Source organism: Uruburuella testudinis (genome assembly GCF_022870865.1).
Taxonomy (GTDB): Bacteria; Pseudomonadota; Gammaproteobacteria; order Burkholderiales; family Neisseriaceae; genus Neisseria; species Neisseria testudinis.
On the sequence record NZ_CP091508.1, the window covers coordinates 2,734,325 to 2,760,526 of the forward strand.

General features: G+C 51.0%; 19 protein-coding genes and 1 riboswitch. Of the genes, 6 read left to right on the forward strand and 13 right to left on the reverse strand.

Features of this window, described 5'->3' with window-relative positions; translation table 11 throughout:
• Positions 1-192: 192 nt before the first annotated feature.
• From LVJ83_RS12530 to LVJ83_RS12545, 4 genes are all read right to left on the reverse strand, one after another.
• A complete protein-coding gene (locus tag LVJ83_RS12530) occupies positions 193-2,163 on the reverse strand; it encodes a transglutaminase TgpA family protein (RefSeq protein ID WP_244784995.1) in 1,971 nt (656 codons plus the stop codon).
• Between the two features lie 259 nt (positions 2,164-2,422).
• The gene (locus LVJ83_RS12535; protein WP_244784996.1) at positions 2,423-3,364 is read right to left on the reverse strand and encodes a DUF58 domain-containing protein; all 942 of its coding nucleotides are present in this window, start codon (positions 3,362-3,364) and stop codon (positions 2,423-2,425) included.
• Positions 3,348-4,259: an AAA family ATPase gene (locus LVJ83_RS12540; protein WP_244784997.1), complete on the reverse strand. Its 912-nt coding sequence runs from the start codon at positions 4,257-4,259 to the stop codon at positions 3,348-3,350. Before LVJ83_RS12540 ends, LVJ83_RS12535 begins: the two co-directional genes overlap by 17 nt.
• Before the next feature lie 360 nt (positions 4,260-4,619).
• Complete coding sequence (locus LVJ83_RS12545) at positions 4,620-5,939, reverse strand: MFS transporter (protein WP_244784998.1); 1,320 nt, start codon at positions 5,937-5,939, stop codon at positions 4,620-4,622.
• Between the two features lie 123 nt (positions 5,940-6,062).
• Here LVJ83_RS12545 and LVJ83_RS12550 point away from each other — a divergent pair, with 123 nt between their 5' ends.
• Positions 6,063-6,221, forward strand: a complete 159-nt coding sequence (locus LVJ83_RS12550) for a hypothetical protein (protein ID WP_244784999.1) — start codon at positions 6,063-6,065, stop codon at positions 6,219-6,221.
• Between the two features lie 58 nt (positions 6,222-6,279).
• On the opposite strand, the gene LVJ83_RS12555 is transcribed toward LVJ83_RS12550, so the two are convergent.
• From LVJ83_RS12555 to LVJ83_RS12570, 4 genes are all read right to left on the reverse strand, one after another.
• Positions 6,280-6,663, reverse strand: coding sequence for a VOC family protein (locus LVJ83_RS12555; protein ID WP_244785000.1), 384 nt, complete (start codon positions 6,661-6,663; stop codon positions 6,280-6,282).
• Positions 6,664-7,095: 432 nt separating this feature from the next.
• Positions 7,096-7,623, reverse strand: a complete 528-nt coding sequence (locus LVJ83_RS12560; RefSeq protein ID WP_244785001.1) for a gluconokinase — start codon at positions 7,621-7,623, stop codon at positions 7,096-7,098.
• Positions 7,624-7,636: 13 nt separating this feature from the next.
• Positions 7,637-9,025 carry a GntP family permease gene (locus tag LVJ83_RS12565; protein ID WP_244785002.1) on the reverse strand — a complete coding sequence of 463 codons (1,389 nt, stop codon included), beginning with the start codon at positions 9,023-9,025 and terminating at the stop codon, positions 7,637-7,639.
• Between the two features lie 1,641 nt (positions 9,026-10,666).
• Positions 10,667-11,551, reverse strand: a complete 885-nt coding sequence (locus tag LVJ83_RS12570) for a lysophospholipid acyltransferase family protein (RefSeq protein ID WP_244785003.1) — start codon at positions 11,549-11,551, stop codon at positions 10,667-10,669.
• A 182-nt stretch (positions 11,552-11,733) separates the two neighbouring features.
• Positions 11,734-11,844: riboswitch (SAM-I-IV-variant riboswitch) on the forward strand.
• Between the two features lie 318 nt (positions 11,845-12,162).
• Between LVJ83_RS12570 and metK the strand changes: the two genes are divergently transcribed.
• Positions 12,163-13,332, forward strand: coding sequence for a methionine adenosyltransferase (gene metK, locus LVJ83_RS12575; RefSeq protein WP_244785004.1), 1,170 nt, complete (start codon positions 12,163-12,165; stop codon positions 13,330-13,332).
• A 199-nt stretch (positions 13,333-13,531) separates the two neighbouring features.
• Here the strand turns inward: metK and LVJ83_RS12580 are convergent, their stop codons facing one another.
• From LVJ83_RS12580 to LVJ83_RS12600, 5 genes are all read right to left on the reverse strand, one after another.
• Positions 13,532-13,699 (reverse strand): hypothetical protein, encoded by a 168-nt coding sequence (locus LVJ83_RS12580; RefSeq protein ID WP_244785005.1) that lies wholly within the window; start codon positions 13,697-13,699, stop codon positions 13,532-13,534.
• A 677-nt stretch (positions 13,700-14,376) separates the two neighbouring features.
• Positions 14,377-15,027: an ABC transporter ATP-binding protein gene (locus LVJ83_RS12585; RefSeq protein WP_244785006.1), complete on the reverse strand. Its 651-nt coding sequence runs from the start codon at positions 15,025-15,027 to the stop codon at positions 14,377-14,379.
• The gene (locus LVJ83_RS12590) at positions 15,024-15,821 is read right to left on the reverse strand and encodes an ABC transporter permease (protein WP_244785007.1); all 798 of its coding nucleotides are present in this window, start codon (positions 15,819-15,821) and stop codon (positions 15,024-15,026) included. Before LVJ83_RS12590 ends, LVJ83_RS12585 begins: the two co-directional genes overlap by 4 nt.
• A complete protein-coding gene (locus LVJ83_RS12595) occupies positions 15,821-16,954 on the reverse strand; it encodes a capsule biosynthesis protein (RefSeq protein ID WP_244787781.1) in 1,134 nt (377 codons plus the stop codon). The genes LVJ83_RS12590 and LVJ83_RS12595 overlap by 1 nt, the downstream gene beginning before the upstream one ends.
• 891 nt (positions 16,955-17,845) lie before the next feature.
• Entirely contained in the window at positions 17,846-18,982 is a 1,137-nt protein-coding gene (locus LVJ83_RS12600) for a polysaccharide biosynthesis/export family protein (RefSeq protein WP_425316033.1), read from the reverse strand.
• Positions 18,983-19,389: 407 nt separating this feature from the next.
• On the opposite strand from LVJ83_RS12600, the gene LVJ83_RS12605 reads away from it, so the two are divergent.
• From LVJ83_RS12605 to LVJ83_RS12620, 4 genes are all read left to right on the forward strand, one after another.
• The gene (locus LVJ83_RS12605; RefSeq protein WP_244785008.1) at positions 19,390-20,985 is read left to right on the forward strand and encodes a hypothetical protein; all 1,596 of its coding nucleotides are present in this window, start codon (positions 19,390-19,392) and stop codon (positions 20,983-20,985) included.
• Positions 20,986-21,154: 169 nt separating this feature from the next.
• Positions 21,155-22,927, forward strand: a complete 1,773-nt coding sequence (locus tag LVJ83_RS12610; protein ID WP_244785009.1) for a glycosyltransferase family 9 protein — start codon at positions 21,155-21,157, stop codon at positions 22,925-22,927.
• A 12-nt stretch (positions 22,928-22,939) separates the two neighbouring features.
• Positions 22,940-25,030: a glycosyltransferase gene (locus LVJ83_RS12615; protein ID WP_244785010.1), complete on the forward strand. Its 2,091-nt coding sequence runs from the start codon at positions 22,940-22,942 to the stop codon at positions 25,028-25,030.
• A 1-nt stretch (position 25,031) separates the two neighbouring features.
• The gene (locus LVJ83_RS12620; protein ID WP_244785011.1) at positions 25,032-26,180 is read left to right on the forward strand and encodes a hypothetical protein; all 1,149 of its coding nucleotides are present in this window, start codon (positions 25,032-25,034) and stop codon (positions 26,178-26,180) included.
• Positions 26,181-26,202: the final 22 nt, after the last annotated feature.

A 26,202-nucleotide genomic window follows, 5' to 3' on the forward strand; every position in this document is an offset into this window, starting at 1 on the left:
CCCGCCAACCGCATTTGTTAAAAAGCCTTGCTGCACTTACTGGCACTTGTATGAAATGTGGGCATGAATGTTTTTCATGCCCATTCACAAAAATAAGCGAACAAGGCAGCGAGCTTGAAGACAGTACAGTTCGTAGGGCAAGGCGCGCCATTAGGTTACTTTTGTGAATGGGTATCAGACGGCCTCAACAGATTATCTGCCGCGTTGCCGGTAATAACGCCCGGCCAGCGCCCGTGCCCGCCGGTACCAGCGCCGTTGCAGGCGTTTGGATGGCGGTTGTTCGGCGGCATACAGCCAATATTCGTATTCATCCAGCAACCGCTGCAACGCCGCATCTTCTATACCGTGCTGCGCCAGCAGGCGGCGCAGGCCGTCTGCGCTGGTGGCGGCAACAGCAGGGTCTCCTTCGCCCATCAGCGCGGTTTTCAGCAGCATAAAACCCGCCTGCAAATCATCACGCCGCTGCCGCCCGGCCAGCCACCAGCATAATAACGGCAACACCGCCAACAGCAAGCCTGCGGGCAATACCAGCAGCAATGTGCCGGGGCGGAAGCCGCCCAAACCCAGCGCGGCAAACAAATCGTTTTGCTTACCCTGATCGTAGTTCACCACCCATTGCTGCCAATAATACTGCCCCGTGTCATACCAGTGCGACCAGCGGCCGCCCCGGTCGGCCAGCAGGCTGCGTTCGCCGGGCGGCAAAGCCCGTGCCAGGCTGCCTTCGCTGCGCGATGATGCGGCCGCGGTGGGGTCGACGCGCAGCCATGCCTGCTCATCAGCCAACCACACCTCTGCCCAAGCATGGGCATCTTTGCTGCGGATTTGCCAAAACCCGCCCTGCGGCCGGTATTCGCCGCCGTGATAACCGGTAACCACCCGTGCCGGCAGCCCGGCGGCGCGCATCATCACCACAAAACTTTGCGCATAATGCTCGCAAAAACCGCGCCGGGCGTGAAACATAAATTCGTCCACGCTGTCGCTGCTGCCCATGCGCGGCGGCTGTAAAGTGTAGGCAAACGATTGGCGGCGGTAGTAGTGCAGCACATTATCGATAAATTGGCGCACATGTGCCGATTGGCGCATCAGCGATTCGGCCAGCAGACGCGTTTGCAGATTACCGTCGGGCAGCCGGGTGTAGCGGCGGTGTTCGGCGGCACTCAAGCGGTGCGGCAAGGTATCGGTAAGCGCCGACTCAAGCGTGATGCGGCGCAAACCCTCGCGGCTGTGCTCCGCCCGCAACACCCGCCCCAAACGGCTCTGTAAACCTTGCGGTACGGTTTGCGGATAATCCAGCACCGGAATCACGCCCTGCCGGTCACGCAATATCATTTGATAACGCAGCCGCCGGCGGCTTGCCGGCGCCTCGGCGCTGTCGGTGTCATCATGAGCCACCGCCTGCCAGCGGCGGCCGTCAAACTCGCTCATCACGATGGCGCGCCAATATAAATCGCCCGTCTGAGGTTGCAGGCCGTCTGAAAAAGTGATGTTGGCCACCCACTCGTTACTTTGCACCAAGTTGCTGATGCTGCCAGGCGCCATGCTGTCCGACAAACCCGTCTGCGCCTGCGCGGCCTGATTTTGCGGCATAGACCACAACGGCCCGTCCACCCTCGGCACCGCCGCAAACAGCACCGCCATCAGCGGCAACGCCAGCAGCCAGGCGCTGGCACTCTGCCGCAGCGCCTGCTTGAGCGGCAGCCCGGCCAGCAAGGCTAAGCACACGCCTATCGCCGCCAGGCTCGACAACAGCCACACACCCGCCATCAGGCTTTGATTAAGCAGCACGCCGGCACCGGTTAAAAACAGCATCGCCAGCAGCAGCACCTGCCCGTCGCGGCGCGTGCCGTTTTCAAACGCTTTGAGCATCACCAGCAGCAACAGCAACGAAACGCCACCCTCACGCCCAAACAAAGTGCCTGCCTGCTGCCACACCAACGCCGCCGCCATCACCGCCATCAGCAGTAAGGCCGCGGCAGGTATTTTGTTGATACGTAAACGCAGCAGCGCCAGCCGCAGCAGCCACAGGCCGCCAAACAAAGCCACCACCACCACAGGCAGTGAAGCCGCCAGCGGCAGCGCCGTCCACAGCAGCACCAGCAATACGGCCGCTTGCACGCGGAATACGGGCAGGCGGCGTAAAAAAGGCGGATTTAAAATCAACATGCTTCCTTATCCGACAGGCTTTTCATACCCATTCACAAAAGTAAGCGAACAAGGCGGCGAGCCGAAGACAGTACACACGTACGGTAAGGCAAGCCTGCGCCGTTAAGTTATTTTTGTGAATGGGTATCAGACGGCCTGATGCCGTCTGAAAAGCCTGTATCAATCCATCATAAAACTACTGAATTTCCAGCTGTCCTGACAGCCTCCGAATCATCCGCCAGCGCCGACTCGCCTGCCTGCTTATTTTGACAACCGGGCATTACCACAAAGCCAAGGCCGTTAAACATTTCTCACGCTGCCCCGCTTGCGGTTCAATCAGCGTGTCGGGCAGGTGCAGCGTATAAACCGCACCATGCCGCTCCGCCGCCAACACCCGGTGGCAGAGCAGGCCGGCCAACCGCTGTTGCGGCGTATCGGCGGGGTAATCCAAATAAGACAGCACCATTTGCGGCGCTCCGGCAACAGGGTGCTCAAATTTTTTGTCCGACAGCTCGCCGGTTTTGGCATAGCTTTTCCACGCCACATGCTGCCACGGCGTGCCGGCCTGGTGTGGCTGCAAATACGCCCAATCGCCATCATCCGGCCAAGGTCGGCCATATCCGCCGGCAGCGGCAGCGGCGGCCTGCGGCGGCCATTCGTGTGCGATCGGCGCCGGATACACCACCGCATCGCTCGGCCAATGCCACACACACTGCACCATGGTCAGCCCGAACGGCGCCACCGCCGCCGTGCGCAACGGCGGCACCCGCAGATAACCGCGACGCACCGCCGCAATGCGCCAGGCAAACACATCCGCACCGCCGCTGCGCACCTGCCACGGCTGCCACACAGCGCTTTCAGACGGCCTGTCGAGATATTCATCTTCATTCGCCAACCACAACCAGCGCGTGCGCACATTGTCGGGCACGCTCAACTGCAACAGCGCCTGCCCGCCGGCAAACACTTCCTGCGGCATCGCCACATCAATCTGCATGCCCAACAGCTGGCGCATGTTCATCAACACCGCCACCCCCATAAACGCCGTCAGCCAAAACGCCGCCGCATAAGCCAGGTTTACCTGATAATTCACCCCCGCCAGCCACAACAACGCCGCCACCGCCAGCACCCCCATACCCAAACGGGTCGGTCGGCAGCCGAGATGGCGCCAGGAAGGCGAACGCCCCGTGGCGGCGGGTAAGGCCGCGCTACGAAACGGCCACATGATGGAGCAACTCCGCCAGCATTTGCGCACTGCCGATGCCCTGTCGCACCGGCTGCAAACGGTGGTTGGCCACCGGCACCCACACCGCCTTGATATCATCAGGCAACACATGCGCCCGCCCCTGCATAAACGCCCATGCCTTGGCCGCCCTCACCACCGCCAGCCCCGCGCGCGGGCTCAAACCCAGCACAAACTGCCCCGGCCGGCGCGTTGCCTGCACCAAACGGTAAACATAAGCGGCGGCGGCAGGTGCAAATTTCACCGCCGCCGCCTGCTGCTGCCATTGCTGCACGCCCGCCGCATCACACACTGCCTGCAAGGCGGGCAGGCTGCTGCGGCCGCCGCCGGCCGCATAAAGCTGTGTTTCGGCCTCGGCAGCCGGATACCCCAGGCTCAGGCGCATCATAAAGCGGTCGAGCTGCGATTCGGGCAGCGCAAACGTGCCCGCCTGTTCGACAGGGTTTTGCGTGGCCACCACCACAAACGGCGCCGGCAACGCATAAGTTTGCCCGTCCACCGACACCTGCCGCTCTTCCATCGCCTCAAGCAATGCCGATTGCAGCTTGGGCGAGGCACGGTTGATTTCATCGGCCAGCAAAAACGGATGAAACACCGGCCCGGGATAAAACGTAAACCGGCCCTCATCGGGGCGGTAAATATTCACGCCGAGCAAATCAGAAGGCAGCATATCGCTGGTGAACTGCACCCGCCGGTAATCCAGCCCCAACACCGCCGCCACCCCGTGCGCCAACGTGGTTTTGCCCACACCGGGCACATCTTCGAGCAGCACATGGCCGCCGGCAATGATGCCGGCAAGCAGCTGCTGCAATACATCGGGCTTGCCCAAAATCAAGCCGTTGAGTTGTTGCAGAGCATTTTGGATAGATGGATTCATGATGAAAAGCAGACAATCGAGAGTGAAATGAATAAAGCAGTGATACAAGGCATAAGCCCCAGGCAGTAACGATCGTGAAAAGAATGACGCAGCAGCGCAATACCGGCACAATCAACAAGATGCCGTCTGAAAAGTTTTCAGACGGCATATCTTATACCAATTCACAAAAGTAAGCTAACAAGGCGGCGAGCCGAAGACTTTACACACCTACAGGAGTGGTTGACTTGGTGCTTCAGCGCCTTAGCGAAAGCAGTCCTCTTCGAGCTCAGGCGAGCCAACGCCGTTAGGTTATTTTTGTGAACGGGTATTACCTCAACTCAACACCGGCGAGGGCCCGGCGCCTTCAAATTAAGCCGCCGCTCAACGGCTGATGTCTTCCAGCGTACGCCCTTTGGTTTCCTCACCCAACAGCACAATCACCGCCACCACCGCCAGCAGCACACCGGCAAACATCATAAAAATCTTACCGAATCCCTGCGGCTGCACAATCAGTGCGGCCACCGCCATCGGCGCCAAAATACCGCCCACACGGCCGACCGCGCCCGCCCAGCCGGAGCCGAACGCCCGAAAACGCACCGGATAAAGCTCAGGCGTATAAGTATAAAGCACGCCCCAGGCACCGAGGTTGAAAAACGACATCATGCAGCCCCAAAAAATCACCGCCGCCACGCTGCCGCCTTGGCCGAAAAAATAAGCACACAGCGCACAGGCAAACAAAAAGCCCGCCAGCGTGGCCTTGCGGCCGATTTTTTCCACCAGCACCGCCGCCGCAAAATAACCCGGCAGTTGCGCCAGAATCATCACCAGCACATATTCGAACGTTTGAATAACGGTATAGCCCTGTTCCACCAAAAGCTTGGGCAGCCAAGTGAAAATGCCGTAATAAGAAAACACAATGCCGAACCAAATCAGCCACAGCATCAATGTGCGCTTGGCAAACGGCGGCTGCCACAATTGGCCGAAGCGGATTTTTTCTGGCGAGGCCGCCTGCGCCACCAGCGCCTTTTCCGCCACCGGCATGCCCGCCTGCGCCTCTAAGCGGCACACAATTTGGTGCGCCTCTTCAATACGCCCTTTATGAATCAGATAAAGCACCGATTCGGGAATGTATTTCCACACAAAAAACACATAAAACACCGGCAGGCCGCCAATCAGAAAAGCGCTGTGCCAGCCGTATTGCGGAATAAAAAAATACGACACCAGCGCCGCAGCCAGCCAGCCCAGCCCCCAAAAACTTTCCAACAGCACAATAAACCGCCCGCGCACCGAGGCCGGCACATATTCGCTCACCAGCGTTACCGCCACCGGCAATTGCGCCCCCAAGCCGATGCCGACAAAAAAACGAAACAGCAGCAGCCAGGCCAAATCAGGCGCCAGCGCACATAGCGCCGTGGCAATGCTGTACACCACCAAGCTGGCGGCAAACACTGTTTTGCGGCCGATTTTATCCGCCGCCCGCCCGCCCAACACCGCGCCGGCGGCCATGCCCACAAAACCGGTGCTCACCACCCAACCCAAGGCTCGCGGGCTTAACGCCCATTCCTTACCCAGCGTGGCCAGCACAAACGACACCATGCCGGTATCCATCGCATCAAACAGCCAGCCCAAACCCACCAACACCAGCAATGTGTAGTGAAACCGCCCCACCGGCAGCCTTTGCAGCCGCGAAACAATATCCATGCCCCAACACTCCCTTGCCGTATCGTTTATTTTGCCGATAAAGCCGACTTATAGACGATTTATCAATCAGTTGCAAGCACAACCCCATGTTCAGACGGCCTAGGGTGTCTTGATGTGTCGTTTATGGAGGGATTTTTGTTCCTGAAAATGCAGGCTCAAGGCAAAAAACGCAGCAAGATTGGGCATCTTACGAGGTTTTTTAACGCAGCAGATGCGTTTTCAGGGGCAAAATACACCCGTAAATCGACACATCAGGCCACCCTAAAGTATTCTGATGATTGATAAAAGCAGGGCGGCAGATTAATCAGGCCGTCTGAAAAACAGGCCTGCTCATCCCCATTCACACGCGGTAACGGCTGATTTCGAGCAGATTGCCGTCCGGGTCGCGCAAATAAACCGAATCGATGGCGCCCACCGCGCCCGTGCGCGGCACAATCCCGCTCAAAGCGGTGATGCCGTGTGCGGCCAATTCCTGCTGCACCTGCGCCAGCGGCGTATCGGTCAGCAAACACAAATCGGCGCTGCCGCACACCGCTGTTTGCGCATGCGGTGCAATTTCTGCGCCTTGCTGATGCAGATTGATTTTCTGGCTGCCAAACAGCAACGCCTTGCGCCCTTCGCCGAAAGTAATTTCCTGCATGCCCAGCACACGGGTATAGAAATCAATACTGCGGCCGATATCGGCAACGGTGAGTACGAGATGATCGAGGGAAGTAATGTTCATAATCGTGCGCTCCTGAAAATGGGTGCCGACAGCTCGGGCTCAAACCCACACAGATGCTCTGATTGGGGTTTTGCTGTCACAAAAATCAGCCTGCCGCCCTGTTCAAGCGGCAGCCGGATAATATTTTTTGATGATACCACTGATAGAAGCGGCCTGACGGTATCGGTTTATTTTGCCGGCTTATGGGGATGAATGGCATGAACAAGTTTTGGCCTATTGAGTCAAGATACCCGCTCATACCCATTCACACAAGCAAGCTAACCAAGCGGCGAGCCGAAGACAGCACGGGTAGTACGGCAAGGCGAGCCAACGCTGTTGGGTTACTTTTATGAATGGGTATCCGTCATCATCCCAACAATCAGGCCGTCTGAAACGCCGGTTGCCCATTCGGCACCAACGGTTTTCAGACGGCCTCAATCCATCTCCGACAGGCTACACGTTGTAGCCCTGCGCTCTTACCCACGCCAGCATTTCAGCTTCCACTTCGGCAGGCTCGCCGGCGTTGTCGATGCGCACACCGGCCTCGTCGCTGCCCAATTCTTCCAGAATTGCTTCTTGCGAAGTGAGCATTTCGGCTTTCATATAATGGCCTTTACGCGCCATCATGCGGGCAAGGTTGACATCGTGCGGCGGCGCCAAGTGAACAAACACCACGTTTCCTTCAGCTTCGCGCAGAATATCGCGGTATTGGCGTTTCAGCGCCGAACAGGTTACCACGCTGAAAGGCTCGCCCTGCTGTGCCTGCGCCGTCATCCAGTCGCGCAGGTTGCGCAGCCACGGGTAGCGGTCTTCATCGGTCAGCGGAATGCCCGCACCCATTTTGTCGCGGTTTTCCTGAGTGTGAAATTCGTCACCCTCGGCATAAGGGCAGTTGAAATCGGCTTGCAGGGCTTGGGCGGCAGTGGTTTTGCCGCAGCCGCATACACCCATCACCACGAAATGTACGGTTGTTTGATTCATCTTATTGACTCCTTTAGCCCAGCAATACAAATGCAATGGCGGAAAGTGTGAAGCCGACCACCGCAATCAGGGTTTGGTTAACCGTCCACGTTTTCAAGGTGGTGGGCACGTCCATATCGAGCAGGCGGCCGACCAGCCAGAAACCCGAATCGTTAACATGGCTGGCGCATACCGAGCCGGCCGCAGTTGCCAATACCACACAGGCAAGCTGCCAATCGGTATAACCCGCAGCCATCACCGCCGGTGCCATCAGTGCAGCTGCCGTGGTTAATGCCACCGTAGCCGAACCTTGGGCAATGCGCAACACCACCGCCACCAAAAAGCAGCCCAGCAGCACCGGAATACCCAAACCGGCCATGCTGTCGGCCAGCGCCTGACCGATGCCCGAAGCACGCAACACGCCGCCAAACATACCACCCGCGCCGGTAATCAGAATCACCGAACACACCGGCCCGAGCGCACCGTCGATGGTTTTTTCCAACGCGCTGGCTTTCTCACCGCGGCGGCCGCCCAATACATACAAGGCCACCAATACGGAAATCAGCAGCGCAATCGGCGTCGAACCGATCATGCGCAAGGTTTGCACCCAAGATTCATCGGCGCTGACCACATCCTGGCTGATTAAGGTCGCCAAACCGGTGTTCATAAAAATCAGCAGCATCGGAATCAGCATAATGCCGATAACGGTGGCCGCAGAAGCCGGCTGCTTGGGCTGATCCTTATCCAATTTGCCGCCTGAAAGCAAATCGGGCACCGGCACATGAATGCGCTTATCCAAAAACTGGCCGAGCAGGTAGCCGCTGAAATACCAAGTGATGAAAGCAATCGGCAAACCGATCAGCAACACATGGCCGATGCCGGCGCCGTAAAATTCAGAAGCGGCAATCGGGCCCGGATGCGGCGGCAGAAACACGTGCATCACCGAAAATGCGCCGATAGATGCCAAGCCATACGCCAATACCGGCGCTTTCATGCGCCGCGCGGTGGCAAACACAATCGGCAGCATCACCACCAAGCCGGCATCAAAGAAAATCGGGAAACCGAAAATCAGCGAAGCCACACCCAGCGCAAACGGCGCGCGTTTTTCGCCAAACATGCGCACCAGCGCATCGGCCAGCGACTGTGCCCCGCCCGAAGTTTCGACCAGGCGGCCGAGCATTGCGCCCAAGCCCACCAGCAGCGCCACGCTGCCGAGCGTGCCGCCGAAGTTTTTCACCAATACATCATTAACGATGCTGCCCATCGGCAGGCCGGTGGCAATGGCGGTAAGCAGGCTCACCAGCACCATCGTTACCAATGCATGCACACGAAATTTAATAATCAGCACCAAAATCAGCGCAATCGCGCCGAGTGCAATACCGAGCAACGGGCCCGCGCCCATTGTCTGCGTCCAGTTTTCCATTTACTGCTCCTGCATTATTGTTTGTTGAAGGATTCTCTGAGGCATTTTTATTCTTGCAGCGTCAATCAGCTGTTTGAATGTAATAAAATGTAACTGCACTCTACTGGCTTGTGCAACGGCTGATTGTGATTTAAATCAAACTTGGATTTATTTTTCTTAACAAAGGCATTATTAAGAATTAAATTTCCATAATTTTATTTTTTGTGAAATTTAATGTCAATATTACATTTAACTACACATATTTGGCACGTGCATTTGCTCTATTGTCAAATCATTCAAATACATGCTGTTGCCATGAAGCGGCAAGCCGTCAAACAGGCCGTCTGAAACACCGGTTTATGTTTCAGACGGCCTGTTTTTCCTTGTATATCGAACATCCCGCATCATAGCAAGCAACACCCTACTACGCTGACTGGAGCAGCAAGATTGGCGGGAAAAACAAACGCCGGCCAAAACACGCAACGGCAAACACAACGGCAACTGAATTCCCTTCCCGTGGGAGAGGGTTAGGGAGAGGGCACAAGCCGCAAGGCTTGAATAATAGCCAGGCCGCCTGAAAATGATAATAGAATACATGATAAAGCAAACCTGCGGTTTGCCGCCCTCTCCCCAACCCTCCCCCACAGGGGAGGGAGTTAGGTTACTGAAGCGGTGAGATTGGCGGGAAAACAAGCGCCGGCCGAAACACGCAACGGCAAACACAACGGCAACCGGGTTCCCTCTCCCATGGGAGAGGGTTAGGGAGAGGGCGCAAGCCGCGGGGCTTGAATAACGGTCAGGCCGTCTGAAAATGATGGCGGAAGGTGCAATGAAGCAAACCTGCGGTTTGCCGCCCTCTCCCCAGCCCTCCCCCGCAGGGGAGGGAGTTAGGTGGCTGAAGCAGTAAAAGATTGGCGGGAAAACAAACGCCGGCCAAAACACGCAACGGCAAAAACAACGGCAACCGAATTCCCTCTCCCGCGGGAGAGGGTTAGGGAGAGGGCACAAGCCGCGGGGCTTGGATAACGGTCAGGCCGCCTGAAAATGATAATAGAATACATGATAAAGCAAACCTGCGATTTGCCGCCCTCTCCCCAGCCCTCCCCCGCAGGGGAGGGAGTTAGGTGGCTGAAGCAGTAAAAGATTGGCGGGAAAACAAACGCCGGCCAAAACACGCAACGGCAAAAACAACGGCAACCGAATTCCCTCTCCCGCGGGAGAGGGTTAGGGAGAGGGCACAAGCCGCGGGGCTTGGATAACGGTCAGGCCGCCTGAAAATGATAATAGAATACATGATAAAGCAAACCTGCAGTTTGCCGCCCTCTCCCCAACCCTCCCCCACAGGGGAGGGAGTTAGGTTGCTGAAACGGTAAGATTGGTGGGAAACAAACGCCGGCCAAAACACGCAACGGCAAAAACAACGGCAACCGAATTCCCTCTCCCGCGGGAGAGGGTTAGGGAGAGGGCACAAGCCGCGGGGCTTGGATAACGGTCAGGCCGTCTGAAAATAATGGCGGAATGCGCAATGAAGCAAACCTGCGGTTTGCCGCCCTCTCCCCAGCCCTCCCCCGCAGGGAAGGAAGCCGGGTGTCCTGACCATTCAGAATGACTCAGATTTGTGTGTGGGCTTGCTTTTTATGAATGGGTGCGATTGCTCTGCGCTTAGCCCGTTTCAGACGGCCTCTGCGGTGCGCCGGCAGGATGTTTGTAGCGGTTATACATAAACAAATACTGTGTAGGAAAACGCCGTATCCAATATTCGACATTTTGGTTGATCAGCCGCGCATCATGCGCTTTATCGCCGTTCAACTCACCTTGCAGCGGTTCGATATGCAGCACAAACCCTTGACCGCCGGGCAAGCGTTCGCCGCAGAAAAACAGCGCCTTCACCCCTTTTACCTGCGCCAGCTTGGCCGCCAGCGTCATTGTATAGGCCGGTTTGCCGAAAAAATCCACCCATACGCCGTCACCGCCTTCTTCGGGCGAGGGCACATGGTCAGGCAGCACGATGGTGGCCTCCCCCGCCCGCAGCGCCTTCATCACCTGCTTCACACCCTGAATATTGGTCGGCGCGGTTTTCCCTTTGCCGCGCACCCGCCCCGCCTGCATGATGGCATCAAACATTTTCAGCTTCGGCGGTTTATACATGGCGGTGAGCGGAAACGGCAACTGCTGGCTGATATAGCGCCCGGCCAAATCATAACTGCCGATGTGCGGCGTGATAAACAGCAAACCTTCGCCCTTATCCAAGGCCGTCTGAACATGTTCCCAGCCGTGTATTGCCTGAAACAGGGCTTCAATGGCTTCAGGTCGTCTGAAAAACGCTATCGGCAATTCCAGCGCGCCTTTGGCCGTTTCCTGAAAAACAGCCTTAATATCAGCATCGGCAGCCGCCAACCCGGCCTGAAGCATATGCACGCGCGCGCGCTTGCGGTCTTTGGGCAACAGACGGCAGGCAGCAGCGCCCCAAAGATTGCCGATAACGTGCAGCAGCGGCAACGGCAGGGCGGCCAAACATTTAAACAGCAGGGTAACGAAGGTTTGCATAATCATCCGACTCAAAAGGGTAAAAACGATTTTAATGGAAATCTGCGCAAACCCCAAACCAAACCGGGGTCGTTTGCCATTCAGGCGGCCTTAGCTTGGTTTGAAATACGCAATCCTTAAAAACCCGCCGCCCGCAGCGCTTTTACCGCCCTTGTTCAGCCACTTAAAACCTGCTATCATCGCCGCTGCATTAAGAGTTGGACATTCCATGCCAACCTGCTTTTCACGCCGAAAGGTAAGGTGGACGGTTATCAAACCGATGTGGCTCGCCAGAGCAATCCAAACCCGCTTAATGCGGGAATTTTTTTTGCCCGAAACCCGAGTGCATCCTGACAATTTTATTTACGGGTGTATTTTGCCCCTAAAAACGCATCTGCTGCGTTAAAAAGCCTCGCAAGATGCTCAATCTTGCTGCGTTTTTTGCCTAGCATCTGCATTTTAGGGACAAAAATCCCCTCATAAACAACACATCAGGACCCGAGGGCAGAATTCCTTTTAATTAAGAGCTTGTGTTTCGCAGCAGCCGACAGCGGCCTGCCTGTTGAAACACCCGTTAAGCGGCCGTCTGGAACATCAGGCACGCCCCGCCCCACCCCGAAAGAATGAATACAATGAGCGAATTTTTATTTACTTCCGAATCGGTTTCCGAAGGCCATCCCGACAAAGTGGCCGACCAAGTTTCCGATGCGATTTTAGACGCCATCCTCACGCAAGACCCGGCCGCCCGCGTGGCCGCCGAAACGCTGGTTAACACCGGCTTGTGCGTATTGGCCGGCGAAGTCACCACCAACGCTCACGTCGACTACATCAAAGTTGCGCGTGAAACCATCAAACGCATCGGTTACAACAGCTCCGAAATGGGCTTCGATGCCGAAGGCTGCGCGGTCATGATGTGTTATGACCAGCAATCGCCCGATATCGCCCAAGGCGTAAACGAAGGCGAAGGTGTAGACTTAGACATGGGCGCAGGCGACCAGGGCTTGATGTTCGGCTATGCCTGCGACGAAACCCCCACGCTGATGCCGTTTGCCATCTATTACGCCCACCGCCTGATGCAGCGCCAGAGCGAAGTGCGCAAAAGCGGCCTGCTGCCGTGGCTGCGCCCCGATGCCAAAGCCCAGCTGACCTGCGTTTATGATGCCGACACCGGTAAAGTCAAACGCATCGATACTGTGGTGCTGTCAACCCAGCACGAGCCGCAAATCGAGCGCGAAGAACTGATTGAAGCGGTGAAAAAACACATCATCGAGCCGGTGCTGCCTGCCGACATGCTCACCACCGATACCCAATATTTGATTAACCCGACCGGCCGTTTTGTCATCGGCGGCCCGCAAGGCGACTGCGGCCTCACCGGCCGTAAAATCATCGTCGATACCTACGGCGGTGCCGCGCCGCACGGCGGCGGTGCGTTTTCCGGCAAAGACCCCACCAAAGTCGACCGCTCGGCTGCCTATGCCTGCCGCTATGTGGCCAAAAACATTGTGGCCGCCGGTTTGGCCAGCCAATGCCAGATTCAGATTTCCTACGCCATCGGCATCGCCCAACCCACTTCAATTGCCATCGACACCTTCGGCACCGGTAAAGTGGATGAGGAAAAACTGATTGAAATCGTGCGCAACCAATTCGACCTGCGCCCGAAAGGCATCATCAAAATGCTCGACCTGCAACGCCCGATTTACAGCAAAACCGCCGCCTACGGCCATTTCGGCCGCGAAGAGCCGGAATTTACCTGGGAGCGCACCGATAAAGCCGCTGCCTTAAAAGCTGCTGCGGGCATGTAACACTGAGTCATACCTAAACAGAAGGCCGTCTGAAAGATTAATCTTTCAGACGGCCTTCTCCAAGATGAAGCCTTGCAAAATACCTGTTGCAGTCACAGAATCGTTCGTGAATCTCATTCCGCCACAGGCCGGAAAACATCATGGTGAAACACTTTCACGCCGAAATTTATTTTGCCAAAGCCTCATAATATCAAAGACATTACTGCGCTACGCCCGATGCCGGGGCAGAAGCAGAAACCTCGGAAGCCGGCACGGAAGTCACACCCGCAGCAGGCGTGGTATTTTGATCAACAGGTTTCTCACCGCAAGCACTCAAGCTCAATGCCAACAGGATTACAGCTAAAGGGGTAGCCATTGAAAATTTCATCACAACACTCCTTTCATCACACAAGTTGCCGGGCGAAATAACCCGACATCCATCACAGCAGCCAAGCTTATCAAAGTATCATATCGAAACACAAGGCTTTCATCATTCGGCCATTTGCTTTCTGCATGATTCAAAAGCGGTTTGGGCGGATTATCTGACCATATCATGGTGCCAAGGCGCCCTGACCGACTGCATAAAATACCCAATGCTTCTGCCATTAAGAACCGCCATCACACCGTTTGGTTCCCTTCCGCCCCAAGCTTATGCCCATTCACAAAAATAACCTAACGGCATTGGCGCGCCTGAGTCTGAAGAGAACCGGTTTTACTAAGGTGCCCTGACAATTCGTTTATGAGGAGATTTTTGTTCCTGGAAACGCAGATGCCAGGCAAAAAACGCAGCAAGATTGAACATCTTGCGAGGCTTTTTAACGCAGCAGATGCGTTTGCAGGGGCAAAAAGCACCCATAAATCGAATTGTCCGGACACCCTAGGGCACTGAAGCGCCAAGTCAACCAGCCCATACTCACTGTACCGTCTTCGGGCCGCCGCCTGGTTCACTGACTTTTTTAAATGGGTATTATCTGAATATTCCATCACAGCCAAAGGCCGTCTGAAACTGAATTCAGACGGCCTTTGCTATCGTAAACGACAAACTGCCGTTGACCATATTATTTGTTATAACAAAGCATTATAATATTTATATGCTGAATCCATGTTTTCAAATTTGTGCATATGGCCGGCCTCCAGCACCATCGCATTGTCGCAATATTGTTTCATGGCGCTGTGGCTGTGCGACACCAAAATAATCGAACGGTCTTTGCGTTTCTCAAACAGCTCATATTTACACTTGGCCGAAAACCGCGAATCGCCGACGGCAATCACTTCATCAATCAGATAGCAGTCAAACTCAACCGCCAGCGACAAAGCAAACGCCAGCCGCGCCTTCATCCCTGATGAATAGCGCTTTACCGGCTCATAAAGATATTGCCCCAGCTCGGAAAAGTCTTCGGTAAACGCCTTCACATAATCGACATCAACATCATAAATGCGGCAGATAAAACGCAGATTGTCCATACCGGTCAGGCTGCCCTGAAAAGCACCGCTAAACGCCAGCGGCCACGAAATGCTCATCGTGCGCTTGATTTCGCCTTCAGTGGGCGCTTCCACACCGCTGACCAACCGGATAAGGGTGGATTTACCCGCACCGTTGCGCCCCAAAATGCCGATTTTTTCGCCTTTTTCCAGCTTAAAATCAATATTGTTCAACACCGTTCGCCAACCGGAACGGGTGCGGTAACGTTTAGATACATGCTCAACCGAAATCATTGCGGCTCAACCCCTTTACTGAAATTGCTGACCATGGCCAAACCCAGCAGCAGCAGCACCAGATTACACAACAGCAGATACCACGGATTCTCATAAGTGGTTACCGAGGGGCCGAAATAGCCGGCACGAAACATCTCTGTACCGTGCACCATCGGAATCCACAATACATACTGCTGAATTTTGGCAGGCAATACATGCACAAAGAAAAACACACCGGAAAGCGGCATCATCAAAAAACTCAATGTGCCCCAGATTTTGCCGAATGCTTCAAATTTATATGCCACCGAGCAAATCACCAACCCCAAACCCACGGCAAACATCGCCATCAGCATCCAAGCAACCAGCATATAAAACATATCATATGGCGGCTCAATCCAAGACATGGCGATAAAAAGGCTCATAATCACGATTTGGGCAATCGTTGCGCCGGAAATTTCCAGCAGCATGCGCGCCAGCAAGGTATCCAATACCCGCACATTGCGGTGATACAGCAAACTGATATTGGCATTGATTGCGCCGATAGCACGAGATGAAGCGCTCCGCCACATCATCATCATCGGGTAACCGGTCATCACAAAAGCAAACATATTCAACGAGGAAACCTGGTTGGCACGAAAATAGCCCCACAAACCGACAATTAACAAGGTCATCAGCAACGGCTCGACAAACAGCCACAAAAAGCCGATATTGTTGCGTCCGTAACGGGTGATGATTTCTCGCATCAGCAAAGCGCCGATCACCCGCACCTGAATCGCCAATGATTCGAGAAATGAAGTTTGATGCAAAGCTTTCATCAGTTTTTATGCTCACGTACGCTGGCAATCAGCAAGCTCAAAATGCCGTACACAATCAGGCCGATAATCAATGTAGCGATAATGTTATAAATTCGCTGGGGCAATTGCGGCATATCCGGCACACTGGGCTGCGACACCACTTCAAGATACAGCTGTTGGCGCTCAGCTTCTGCCCGGGCGTTTTCCAATGAAGTCACCGCTACCGCCAGCTGTTTTTCCGCCAATTCGTTTTCCAGATACAGGCGCTGGTAATCTGCGGCCTGATTGGTCAGCGAATTGCTGCCGCCGCCTGAAATCATGCGCATCTGCAGAGCGATTTCTTTACGCAGACTCTGCTCCCGGGCTTTCAAGCCCGGAATCTGCGGATTATCAGGGGTAACCGCACGCACCTGATCCAATTGCGTTTGAATCACAATCAGCTCGTCTTGCAGCTTGGAAACCAGCCCCATCTGCACTTCGGATTGCGCTTTCAAATCAAAAATACCGTGCTCGGTGCGGTAGGCGGTCATGTTGCCGGCCGCTTTCTGCACCCGCTCTTCTGCCACTTTAACCGCTTCTTGCGCATAGCGGATGGTGTCCTGACGCGCCCGGGTATTGAGTTTATTGATCAGCGCCTCACCCTGCTTGAGCAAGGCATTGTTGATTTGCGCCGATTCGCCGGCATCAAAAGAGGTGACCCCCAAGGTGGTAATGCCTGAAATCGAATCAAAATTAATGCCGATTTTTTTAATGTAATACTGATAGAAAGCTTCGCGCGAATCAAACAAGCCGAAACCGTTAAAGCGGCTGAAAATATCACCCTTAACTTCATAGAAATCCCGCACCGGCAGGCCTCTTTCCAACTCTTGCAGCGCAGAGCGCGACTGCATATATTCCCGCACCGTATAAGTATCGTCTTGCGCACGCGAGAAGCCGGCGCCTTGCAAAATCGCCCCGATATCGCTTAACGCCGTCTGATTTTTAGATGAACGCACCACAAAGCTGGATTCTGAGGTGTATTGGTCGGAAGCAATCAGGCCGAAATAAAGTACGGCCACTGCGGTAGGAATAATCACCGTCAGCCACAACAGCGGGCTGGCTTTGGCCGCCCACCCTTTAAGCTTATGCCCGGGTTTGTTGCGTGCAGCCGCCAAAGCCGCTGCTTCGGCTTGTTTCGCTGCTTCGGCTTGTTTCGCTGCTTCGGCTTGTTTCGCTGCTTCGGCTTGTTTCGCTGCTTCGGCTTGTTTCGCTGCTTCGGCTTGTTTCGCTGCTTCGGCTTGTTTCGCTGCTTCGGCTTGTTTCGCTGCTTCGGCTTGTTTCGCTGCTTCGGCTTGTTTCGCTGCTTCGGCTTGTTTCGCTGCTTCGGCTTGTTTCGCTGCTTCGGCTTGTTTCGCTGCTTCGGCTTGTTTCGCTGCTTCGGCTTGTTTCGCTGCTTCGGCTTGTTTCGCTGCTTCGGCTTGTTTCGCTGCTTCGGCTTGTTTCGCTGCTTCGGCTTGTTTCGCTGCTTCGGCTTGTTTCGCTGCTTCGGCTTGTTTCGCTGCTTCGGCTTGTTTCGCTGCTTCGGCTTGTTTCGCTGCTTCGGCTTGTTTCGCTGCTTCGGCTTGTTTCGCTGCTTCGGCTTGTTTCGCTGCTTCGGCTTGTTTCGCTGCTTCGGCTTGTTTCGCTGCTTCGGCTTGTTTCGCTGCTTCGGCTTGTTTCGCTGCTTCGGCTTGTTTCGCTGCTTCGGCTTGTTTCGCTGCTTCGGCTTGTTTCGCTGCTTCGGCTTGTTTCGCTGCTTCGGCTTGTTTCGCTGCTTCGGCTTGTTTCGCTGCTTCGGCTTGTTTCGCTGCTTCGGCTTGTTTCGCTGCTTCGGCTTGTTTCGCTGCTTCGGCTTGTTTCGCTGCTTCGGCTTGTTTCGCTGCTTCGGCTTGTTTCGCTGCGGCCTCAGCCTGCTGCGCGGCTGAGGCCGCTACCGGTTTTTGCTCGGACATTTTCTGCATCCATTCAATATTTTAAAAACTTGCAGGCCGTCTGAAAGCATATACAGCTTTCAGACGGCCTCTTCATTAATTGGCGATATTATCAACGCTGTTCACACCGCTAACCACCGGTGAGAACACAAATTGTAAGAATTTCTGCACTTCGGCCAAAGGCGCATTCGACACATAAACCACATCTTTGTCTTTTACCGGAAAGCGTTGCAGCCAAAATAAAGAGTTCGCATCTGCCAGATTCACACGATACACCACCGGAATCTCCGCATCATAAGTATATCCCTTGGCCAGCCAAGCACCCTTATCCTGCTCCGGCAAATCCGCCAGCGGCTCATAACGGAACACAAATACCCCGCGCGCATCCGAACGGCGGTCTTGCAAACCGCCCATCCGGCCGACTGCTTCCGCCAGCGACAAGCCCCTTACCGAAAAGCCCACCTGCTGCGAACGGCCGACCGCACCCATCGAAGTAAAGCTATACGGATTGGTGATAATCGTGACCACGTCGTTTTTACGCAACACAATATTCTGGCGCGGATTGGCCACCAAATCTTCCAGCGCCACCTGCTTCACCTCATTGCCGCGCGTCAGCTGCACCGTGGTATCCTGCACATTCGCAGTCGAACCACCTACCGCCGCCACCGCATCCAACACCCGCTCGCCCGCCGCCGTCAACGGCATACGCACACTGTTACCGGCACGCACCACCGACACATTGGCCGCATTATTCTGCACCATGCGCACCATCACCTGCGGCTGGTTCGCCATCCTTTTCAGACGGCCTTTGATAATTTCCTGAATCTGCCCCGGCGTTTTACCGCTCACCGCAATATCGCCCACAAAAGGAATCGACACCGTGCCGCGCTCGCTCACCATCTGCTCCGGCAGCTTGGTCAACTGCGCACTGCCCGATCCGCTGGACGTTAACGACCCGCCAAACAACACCGCCGGCGGCGCTTCCCAAATGGTAATGTCTAGCACATCACCAATATTCACCGCGCCCACAGAAGCACGACCTTCGCCCAATTGGGCAAAAGATTGATTATTTTTTTGCTGATACAGCTTACGCACCAAGCTTTCATCAAGATCAATGACTTCCACTTCGGGCACAGCCGCCGTTGCCTGTTGCTCACTTAAAGCCACCACTTTTTTACCGCTGGGGCCGGAAGTGGGGAGGCCTGCGCATGCCGACAACAGTAGAGCTGTCATCACGCCCTGCACACCATAACTACCAATCCGTAGAAAATATTTATTCATGCTTAAAATACCACTCATCAATCTCAATAATTATCGAATAAAATCTATTGTACTCGGAATATTACACCATTTAACTACAAACTCACAATTAGCTCACCCCGGACATTAACCAATGAATTATTATACATAATTATAATAATTAAATTTACCTATTTGGCAAATTTTCAACACGTCATTACTGTATAACAATGCCATTCACAACATTTTTTGACAAAAAACTTAAAAGCATCTATTCAAACTAAAGCACTTGCTTTAAAATTTAAAACAAAATAATTTCATCAATACCCTACCCATTTACAAAATCCTCTACACACAAATACTAAATAAACTAATCTAAAGTTATTAAAAAGGTTATCACTGTGGCAAAAATTCTTGTTGTAGGACATCCCGACTCCGACTACCAAATCATAGAAACACTATTACACGAAGTTGGTATGCGCCCTGCCCTTCCCTCAAAACGGGAAAAAATGTCACCATTAGAGATTGACGCGGCACTATTGAAAGCCACTCCCAACACTTCAACCAACCAATCCTTGCAGGCAAGCAATAAAATCACAAACCGCCAACTGACCGTCAATGCCGTATGGCATGGGTTAGCGATGGATTTGTTTTTAGGAAATATTGATCAATCCCTATGGGGCTGGGCAGACCCGCAAGCACTCTACCTGCTTGACTATTGGCAAAAAATGGATGAAAGCATTCATTTTGCCTTGGTATACGACCACCCCCACAGCATATTGACGCATCATCAAGACTTACTTGACAGCGATGCAATCGAACAAAAGCTACAAGAATGGATTGACTACAACGAAGCACTGTTGCATTTTTATTCACGCAATCAAGAACGCTGCCTGCTAGTAAACAGCCAACAAGCCAAGCTTTCCTCCAGCAGCTACATTCAACAAGTGCAACTGCACATTGAGGCACCGTGGCAAAATTCCATAGTAAAAAACTCCACCTTAGCAACACAAAGCAAAAAATTGGACAAATCCTTGCCATTCAAGCCACTGGGCACTACCAGCCCACCAGATCAATTGGCGCACTTTTTAGCAGACTTTATCATTAAATCACACCCCAGCGTAACGCAACTCTATCAAGAGCTGCAAGCCAGCGCCAGCCTGCCCTTGCGCAAAGATTCACACCTGCATGCGGATAATCAACCCGCCGTTTTAGCATGGCAAGCGATGGTACAACAACGCCGACAGCTCGCCGAGCAAACTACCGCTATACAGCAAAACAACACCGAACTGACAAGCATCCGCCAAGAAAATAATCTATTGCTCAACCAGCTACATACTACTCAGGAAGCCTTTGAAAGCATACACTTAACACATAAAAACACTGAAGACCTGCTCAATACTGCTGTGCAGGAAAAAAACGACACTCTCAAAAAAATTAATCTATTAGAGCAGGAAAAACAGCAAGTATTAAACAAGTACAAACAGTTGGAGCAAGAAAAGCAACAAACCCTTAGCCAGTACAAGCAACTGGAGCAAACTCAAGGCCGTGCTCTTCAAGAAAGAGAAAACGACAATAAACAATTATTGGCCCAGTTACATCATACACAAGAAGAGCTGGAACGTTTATTTTTAGAAAATCAGCGCCTAAACGCACTCCCGGTATATTACGGTGCCGCCGAACGGATACGAAGCCAACTGGATTACCGCCTCGGTGCTGCCATGATCCAAAATAGCAGAAATATCAGCGGTTGGCTGAATATGCCGTTTGCCCTGTTGAAAGAACATCGCAAACCCATCTCAAGCGAAACTGGACTTCCTGCTATAAGTGAATATCAAGATGCCTATGAAGCAGAAAAAATGCAACGTCATTTATCTTACCAGCTTGGCCAAACGCTCTTGAAACACAGCCGCAACCCCCTTCTTTGGCTGACGGCACCTTGGGCACTAAGCAAAACCGTCAGAGAATTCAGAAAGCAAGCAAAACGATCAAAATAGGCCTCCGAGTCTTTAATACGCTCATGCTCTTTCAGACGGCCGCATTAAAAGATAAATAACATACAAAATCATAATTTTTAATACAATAAATACTGTTATGCCCACTTACACTTAACAGCAGTTATTGCAGCACCACAGTTAAAACAACCTCCCTGCCGAGTAATATGCCATGCCCATCTATTATCCGAAATCAATTCAGTGGCTCACACAGCTTGCCATACTCTTTCCCATCAAACATGTATTGTTGATTGGAGCCAGTAGTGGCGCTTGTGAATGGTTGGGTTGGCTGCAGCAACAAACCATTCCCCATGTTACTTTAATTGAAACCAACCCTGGAGACCATCCTATTTTACAGACAGAAACCAACATACCTTCCGACTGGACAATCTATAACCAACTGATTGCAGAGCACACCGGCACAACCACTTTCTACCACGCCAGCCTCAGCAGCGAAAGCGGTCTGATTGCACCTGAAAAATTAACCGCCATTTGGCCCAATATCCAAACTACCCAACAACAAAACCTAGCCGCGCTATCACTACAAGATTTTACCTTAAAGCAAGACTTGCAGCCTGAACTATTGATTATCAACTGTTTTGGGGCGCAATCACTGCTCCAACACACCACCGACTTGCTTCAGCATACTAATATCATTATTGCCAAAACCAGCCTTGATATAGAAAATCTACCTGAAGCCGATTTAACAGCTTTGGCTGAATATTTACATGCACAAAATTTCAAATTAATAGCAACAGAGTCAGGGCGCCATCCCAAAGTTGCCTATGCAATATTTGTAAAAGACCATGCCAAGTTAAACCGGATAACCTTCCGGAAATACCAATCCGCTACACAACAAAACCAAGCTCAACAAACTGAAAAAAAGGTATTAGAGAAGCATCTTACTCAACTCAAACAAGAGCTGGTAGCCATACAAGAAAAAAACTTTAAACACGTTAAAAAATGGAAGCAAACAGCCAAAAAATATAAATATAAATTTTCCGAACTAGAAAAGAAACATGAACAATATACCCACGCCTTACCGACACAACAACGCGAGTTATTCGATCAACAGCAAGAACAACTGCTACAATATCTGAATACTCTATTCCGGACACAAACAGAACAAACAGCAAGTTTATTAGCCACTCAAATAGACCGCTTGACGTCTAAAAACGTTGTGCCCGATTACAACGAAACCATTCAAAAAACTGAAAAAAATGTTATTAATACACTAACCCAGCGCCTCAATAACAGCACTTCTCAAATTGAGGCCTATATTGCCATTCACAATTATCTGAATACCGGCAGTCTGCTCTCAGGCTTCCATGGCTGGCCCATCAGCCCCGATATCGGTCTGTTTATCATCAACCAAATGCGCCAAAAACAATATGATTTAGTGATAGAATTCGGCAGCGGCACCTCCACTCTACTGTTTGCTAAACTTGCAGCCGCAAAACACCACCAGCCACTGATGAGTGATTTACTGCCGCAAAAAATTCTCTCATTCGACCACCATGCCGATTACTATCAGAGAACCCAAGTACTTTTAAACACCAACCAAGTGGCCAAACATGTTGACTTAGTACATGCGCCCCTGATTGAATGGCAGAAAAATGAACAAACCTTTTTATACTATGACTGTGAAGCTACACTGCAACAGTTAGCGCAAAATCTACAAGGTAAATCAGCTAAAATATTGGTATTAGTTGATGGCCCACCGGGGGATACTTGCAAAAATGCTCGCTATCCGGCCGTACCGCTTTTATTCAAATATTTAGCAGAACATCAAATTGATATAATTTTAGATGATGCTACGAGGCCTGAAGAAAGAGAAGTTGCCGCAAAATGGCAAAATTTTCTCAGTAACTGCCAAATTGCTTTTTCTGACGAGAAAATCATTAATGAAAAAGGAATTTATTTTGTGAAAACTGCTAACTCATAAACAGAGAACATCATGAAAAAAATATTAAGCGAAGCCATTGCCCAGTATGAAAATCAAAATTATCTAGCAGCCTTAGACCTATTTGAGCAAGCTGCAGCAATATATGGAGAAAAAATAGTTGCTTTACACATTCAAAAATGCCGTGCAGCACTAAAAGATGCAGATGCATCTTTTAGTGCTGCACCCGCAGTCGCTCTAGTTTTAGCAAACGTACCCTCCAGCCTTGATCCAGCAACCAAGATTTTATTAAATAACCAAAAATCTATTCAACTTTCAGACGGCGAAAGAAACAATTTGCTGCAAGCGTGGAAGCAGGCCACGCACAAAAAATCAGAAAGTGTTGAAGCTAAAAAAGTTAATCCGATTCCTGCCGATTGGCCGAAAGACTTACAGTTGGCTCCTTTGCCGGAGGGACCAAACGATTACGTTTGGCACCAACGTAGAAAGAATAACCTAAATCACTCACAGAGCCTCAGCGCAGGATTATCAGTGATTGTGCCCACATTCAACCGCAGTTGGATTTTAGATATTACCTTAGCCTGTTTAGTGAACCAAAAAACTAAATTTCCATTTGAAGTTATTGTGGCTGATGATGGCAGTAAAGAACAAATAGTTGATATTGTAAGAAAATATGAAGATAGCTTAGATATCAAATATGTCCGTCAACACGATTACGGCTATCAGCTCTGCGCAGTACGCAATTTAGGATTGCGTACTGCAAAATATGATTATGTATCTATTCTGGATTGCGACATGGCACCGAATCCCGTCTGGGTGCAATCCTATCTGCAACGCTTACTTAAAAATGATGATGTTGCACTAATTGGACCACGTAAATATGTTGATACCCATGGCCTCAAAGCAGCCGACTTTCTAGCCGATAAAGATTTGGTTAACAACTTGCCAGAAATTAGATCTAGCAACACAGTCGCCAGCACACAAACCCCCATAGCCTCTGTTGATTGGCGCTTGGAACATTTCGCCAAAACCGACAACTTACGTCTGTGCGATTCGCCATTCCGTTATTTCAGTGGAGGCAATGTTGCCTTTGCAAAAAAATGGCTTGATAAAGCCGGTTGGTTTGATGAAGCATTTACCCACTGGGGCGGTGAGGATAATGAGTTTGGTTATCGACTGTTTAAAAAAGGCTGCTTCTTTCAAGCATTAGAAGGGGGAATGGCCTATCATCAAGAACCGCCCGGCAAAGAAAACGAAACCGATCGTGCAGAAGGCAAAAAAATCACCATCAATATCGTAAAAGAAAAAGTGCCTTATTTTTACCGCAAGCCCATCCCATTGGAACACGATGTTATTCATGCAGTGCCTTTGGTGTCGATTTATATTCCTGCATACAATTGCGCATCTTCCATTGTGCGTTGCGTAGATAGTGCTCTTAACCAAACCATCACTGACCTTGAGGTATGTATTTGTGATGATGGCTCAACCGACAATACCTTAGCGGTTATCCAACAACGCTATGGCAACCATCCGCGTGTGAAAATCATGACCAAAGCTAACGGCGGTATTTCTACCGCCTCTAATGCGGCCGTCAAAATGGCCAACGGCTTTTATATCGGTCAACTGGATTCAGATGACTATCTCGAACCCGATGCCGTCGAACTCTGCCTGACTGAGTTCCTGAAAAACCGCAAACTAGCTTGCGTCTATACCACTAATCGTAATGTCAACCCTGATGGCTCGCTGATTGCCAACGGCTACAACTGGCCGGAATTTTCACGCGAAAAACTTACCACTGCTATGATTGTGCACCACTTCCGTATGTTCTCTGCTCGAGCATGGCATCTGACTGATGGTTTTAACGAGAATATTGCCAATGCCGTTGACTATGACATTTATCTAAAATTGAGTGAAGTCGGTGAATTTCAGCATATCAATAAAATTTGCTACAATCGGGTGTTGCATGGTGAAAATACATCGATAAAAAAACTTGGCTTACAAAAAGAAAATCACTTTAAAGTAGTTAATGCTTCTTTAGCAAGACAAAATAAAGTTGACTATCAATATACACCCCAGGATCTAGAAGATAATGCAAGCCGGAAATACTTATTTAAGCTAAGCAATCAACAAAAAGGAAATATATAAAATGGAATTTCTTAATATTCAATTAAGCTCTATTACATTGGATTCTCAGCTAAATACTTTAAGAATCCCTCCAAGAAAAGAAGAAGAACAGCAAAGTAATTATAAAGAACTATTTGACTATTCTACCCTTTTTTCCGACATATATCGAACAGAAACGTCAATTGAGCTTTTAGGCCCTCCACTGATGAATTTAAAATCCATCTTACAAAATAATGGTGGTCTTTTTATCAACGGAAGAGATTACACTCATCTCGCTAAATTTACTGATAATTATAGAATAGGCAAGACTATCATTCCTGATATTCGGGACGCAAAAGAAATTCAAATCCACTTTGAAAATGAAATATTTACTCGTAAAATACAACCTAATCATTATGATTTTTTCAAAGATCATAATGTTTTAGTCACACAGCAAAAAGACAACCCATTAGAATGGATTTCCTACTGGGTTCGATTTCATGTTAAGTTTCATGAAGTGGATAGTATTTTGCTATATGACAACAATAGCATATCTTATACCACCTCTCAACTAGAAGGTTTATTATCATCAATTGAAGGCCTCAAAAAAGTTTGTGTTATTAAATGGCCGATTCCATTTGGGCCTACAGGTGGCCCAAAATCAGTTTGGGACTCTGACTTTGGTCAACATCAGGCTTGGGAACATGCTTTAACACGATTTTTATTTCAAGCAAACTGTGCCATTATTGGTGACATAGATGAGCTCCCTGCTCATGAAGACAATTCTAGTATCCCATCTATTTTATCAGCTATTGATGAGCCCGTTTTATCCTATAAACGTAGGCAAATTATAGAGGTTGCAAGCTGTGATGAGTATTTTAACCTACCAAGGCTTCATTGTTATAGCCATTTATATGAAAAAGATAAATCAGTAATTGCACCAAAGTATTCTATTAACCCCAAAAAAATCGCTCGAAATAGCCATCTATTAGTTCATCAAGTTATAGGAAACAAGGTAAATCATAGTGATAAAATAATATCTAGGCATTTTGGAAATTTAAGAATGGATTGGCGTAATAATAATTACGTACCTATTAAATTGAAAACAATAGATATGTTTTCAAATGAGCTACTAGAGGATAATTTTATTAGAGACTGTTTTTCTCAAATAAATACTAGCTGGCTGAAATAATATATTTTGAATATTTCTTATT

Excerpts from the sequence above, each read along its gene's own strand:
- metK (WP_244785004.1), top strand. The coding sequence starts at position 12,163 with ATGAGCGAATTTTTATTTACTTCCGAATCGGTTTCCGAAGGCCATCCC.
- LVJ83_RS12530 (WP_244784995.1), bottom strand. The coding sequence starts at position 2,163 with ATGTTGATTTTAAATCCGCCTTTTTTACGCCGCCTGCCCGTATTCCGC.
- LVJ83_RS12610 (WP_244785009.1), top strand. The coding sequence starts at position 21,155 with ATGCCCATCTATTATCCGAAATCAATTCAGTGGCTCACACAGCTTGCC.
- LVJ83_RS12555 (WP_244785000.1), bottom strand. The coding sequence starts at position 6,663 with ATGAACATTACTTCCCTCGATCATCTCGTACTCACCGTTGCCGATATC.
- LVJ83_RS12620 (WP_244785011.1), top strand. The coding sequence starts at position 25,032 with ATGGAATTTCTTAATATTCAATTAAGCTCTATTACATTGGATTCTCAG.
- LVJ83_RS12580 (WP_244785005.1), bottom strand. The coding sequence starts at position 13,699 with ATGAAATTTTCAATGGCTACCCCTTTAGCTGTAATCCTGTTGGCATTG.
- LVJ83_RS12545 (WP_244784998.1), bottom strand. The coding sequence starts at position 5,939 with ATGGATATTGTTTCGCGGCTGCAAAGGCTGCCGGTGGGGCGGTTTCAC.
- LVJ83_RS12585 (WP_244785006.1), bottom strand. The coding sequence starts at position 15,027 with ATGATTTCGGTTGAGCATGTATCTAAACGTTACCGCACCCGTTCCGGT.
- LVJ83_RS12565 (WP_244785002.1), bottom strand. The coding sequence starts at position 9,025 with ATGGAAAACTGGACGCAGACAATGGGCGCGGGCCCGTTGCTCGGTATT.
- LVJ83_RS12550 (WP_244784999.1), top strand. The coding sequence starts at position 6,063 with ATGGAGGGATTTTTGTTCCTGAAAATGCAGGCTCAAGGCAAAAAACGC.
- LVJ83_RS12590 (WP_244785007.1), bottom strand. The coding sequence starts at position 15,821 with ATGAAAGCTTTGCATCAAACTTCATTTCTCGAATCATTGGCGATTCAG.
- LVJ83_RS12615 (WP_244785010.1), top strand. The coding sequence starts at position 22,940 with ATGAAAAAAATATTAAGCGAAGCCATTGCCCAGTATGAAAATCAAAAT.
- LVJ83_RS12600 (WP_425316033.1), bottom strand. The coding sequence starts at position 18,982 with ATGACAGCTCTACTGTTGTCGGCATGCGCAGGCCTCCCCACTTCCGGC.
- LVJ83_RS12535 (WP_244784996.1), bottom strand. The coding sequence starts at position 3,364 with ATGTGGCCGTTTCGTAGCGCGGCCTTACCCGCCGCCACGGGGCGTTCG.
- LVJ83_RS12560 (WP_244785001.1), bottom strand. The coding sequence starts at position 7,623 with ATGAATCAAACAACCGTACATTTCGTGGTGATGGGTGTATGCGGCTGC.
- LVJ83_RS12570 (WP_244785003.1), bottom strand. The coding sequence starts at position 11,551 with ATGCAAACCTTCGTTACCCTGCTGTTTAAATGTTTGGCCGCCCTGCCG.
- LVJ83_RS12540 (WP_244784997.1), bottom strand. The coding sequence starts at position 4,259 with ATGAATCCATCTATCCAAAATGCTCTGCAACAACTCAACGGCTTGATT.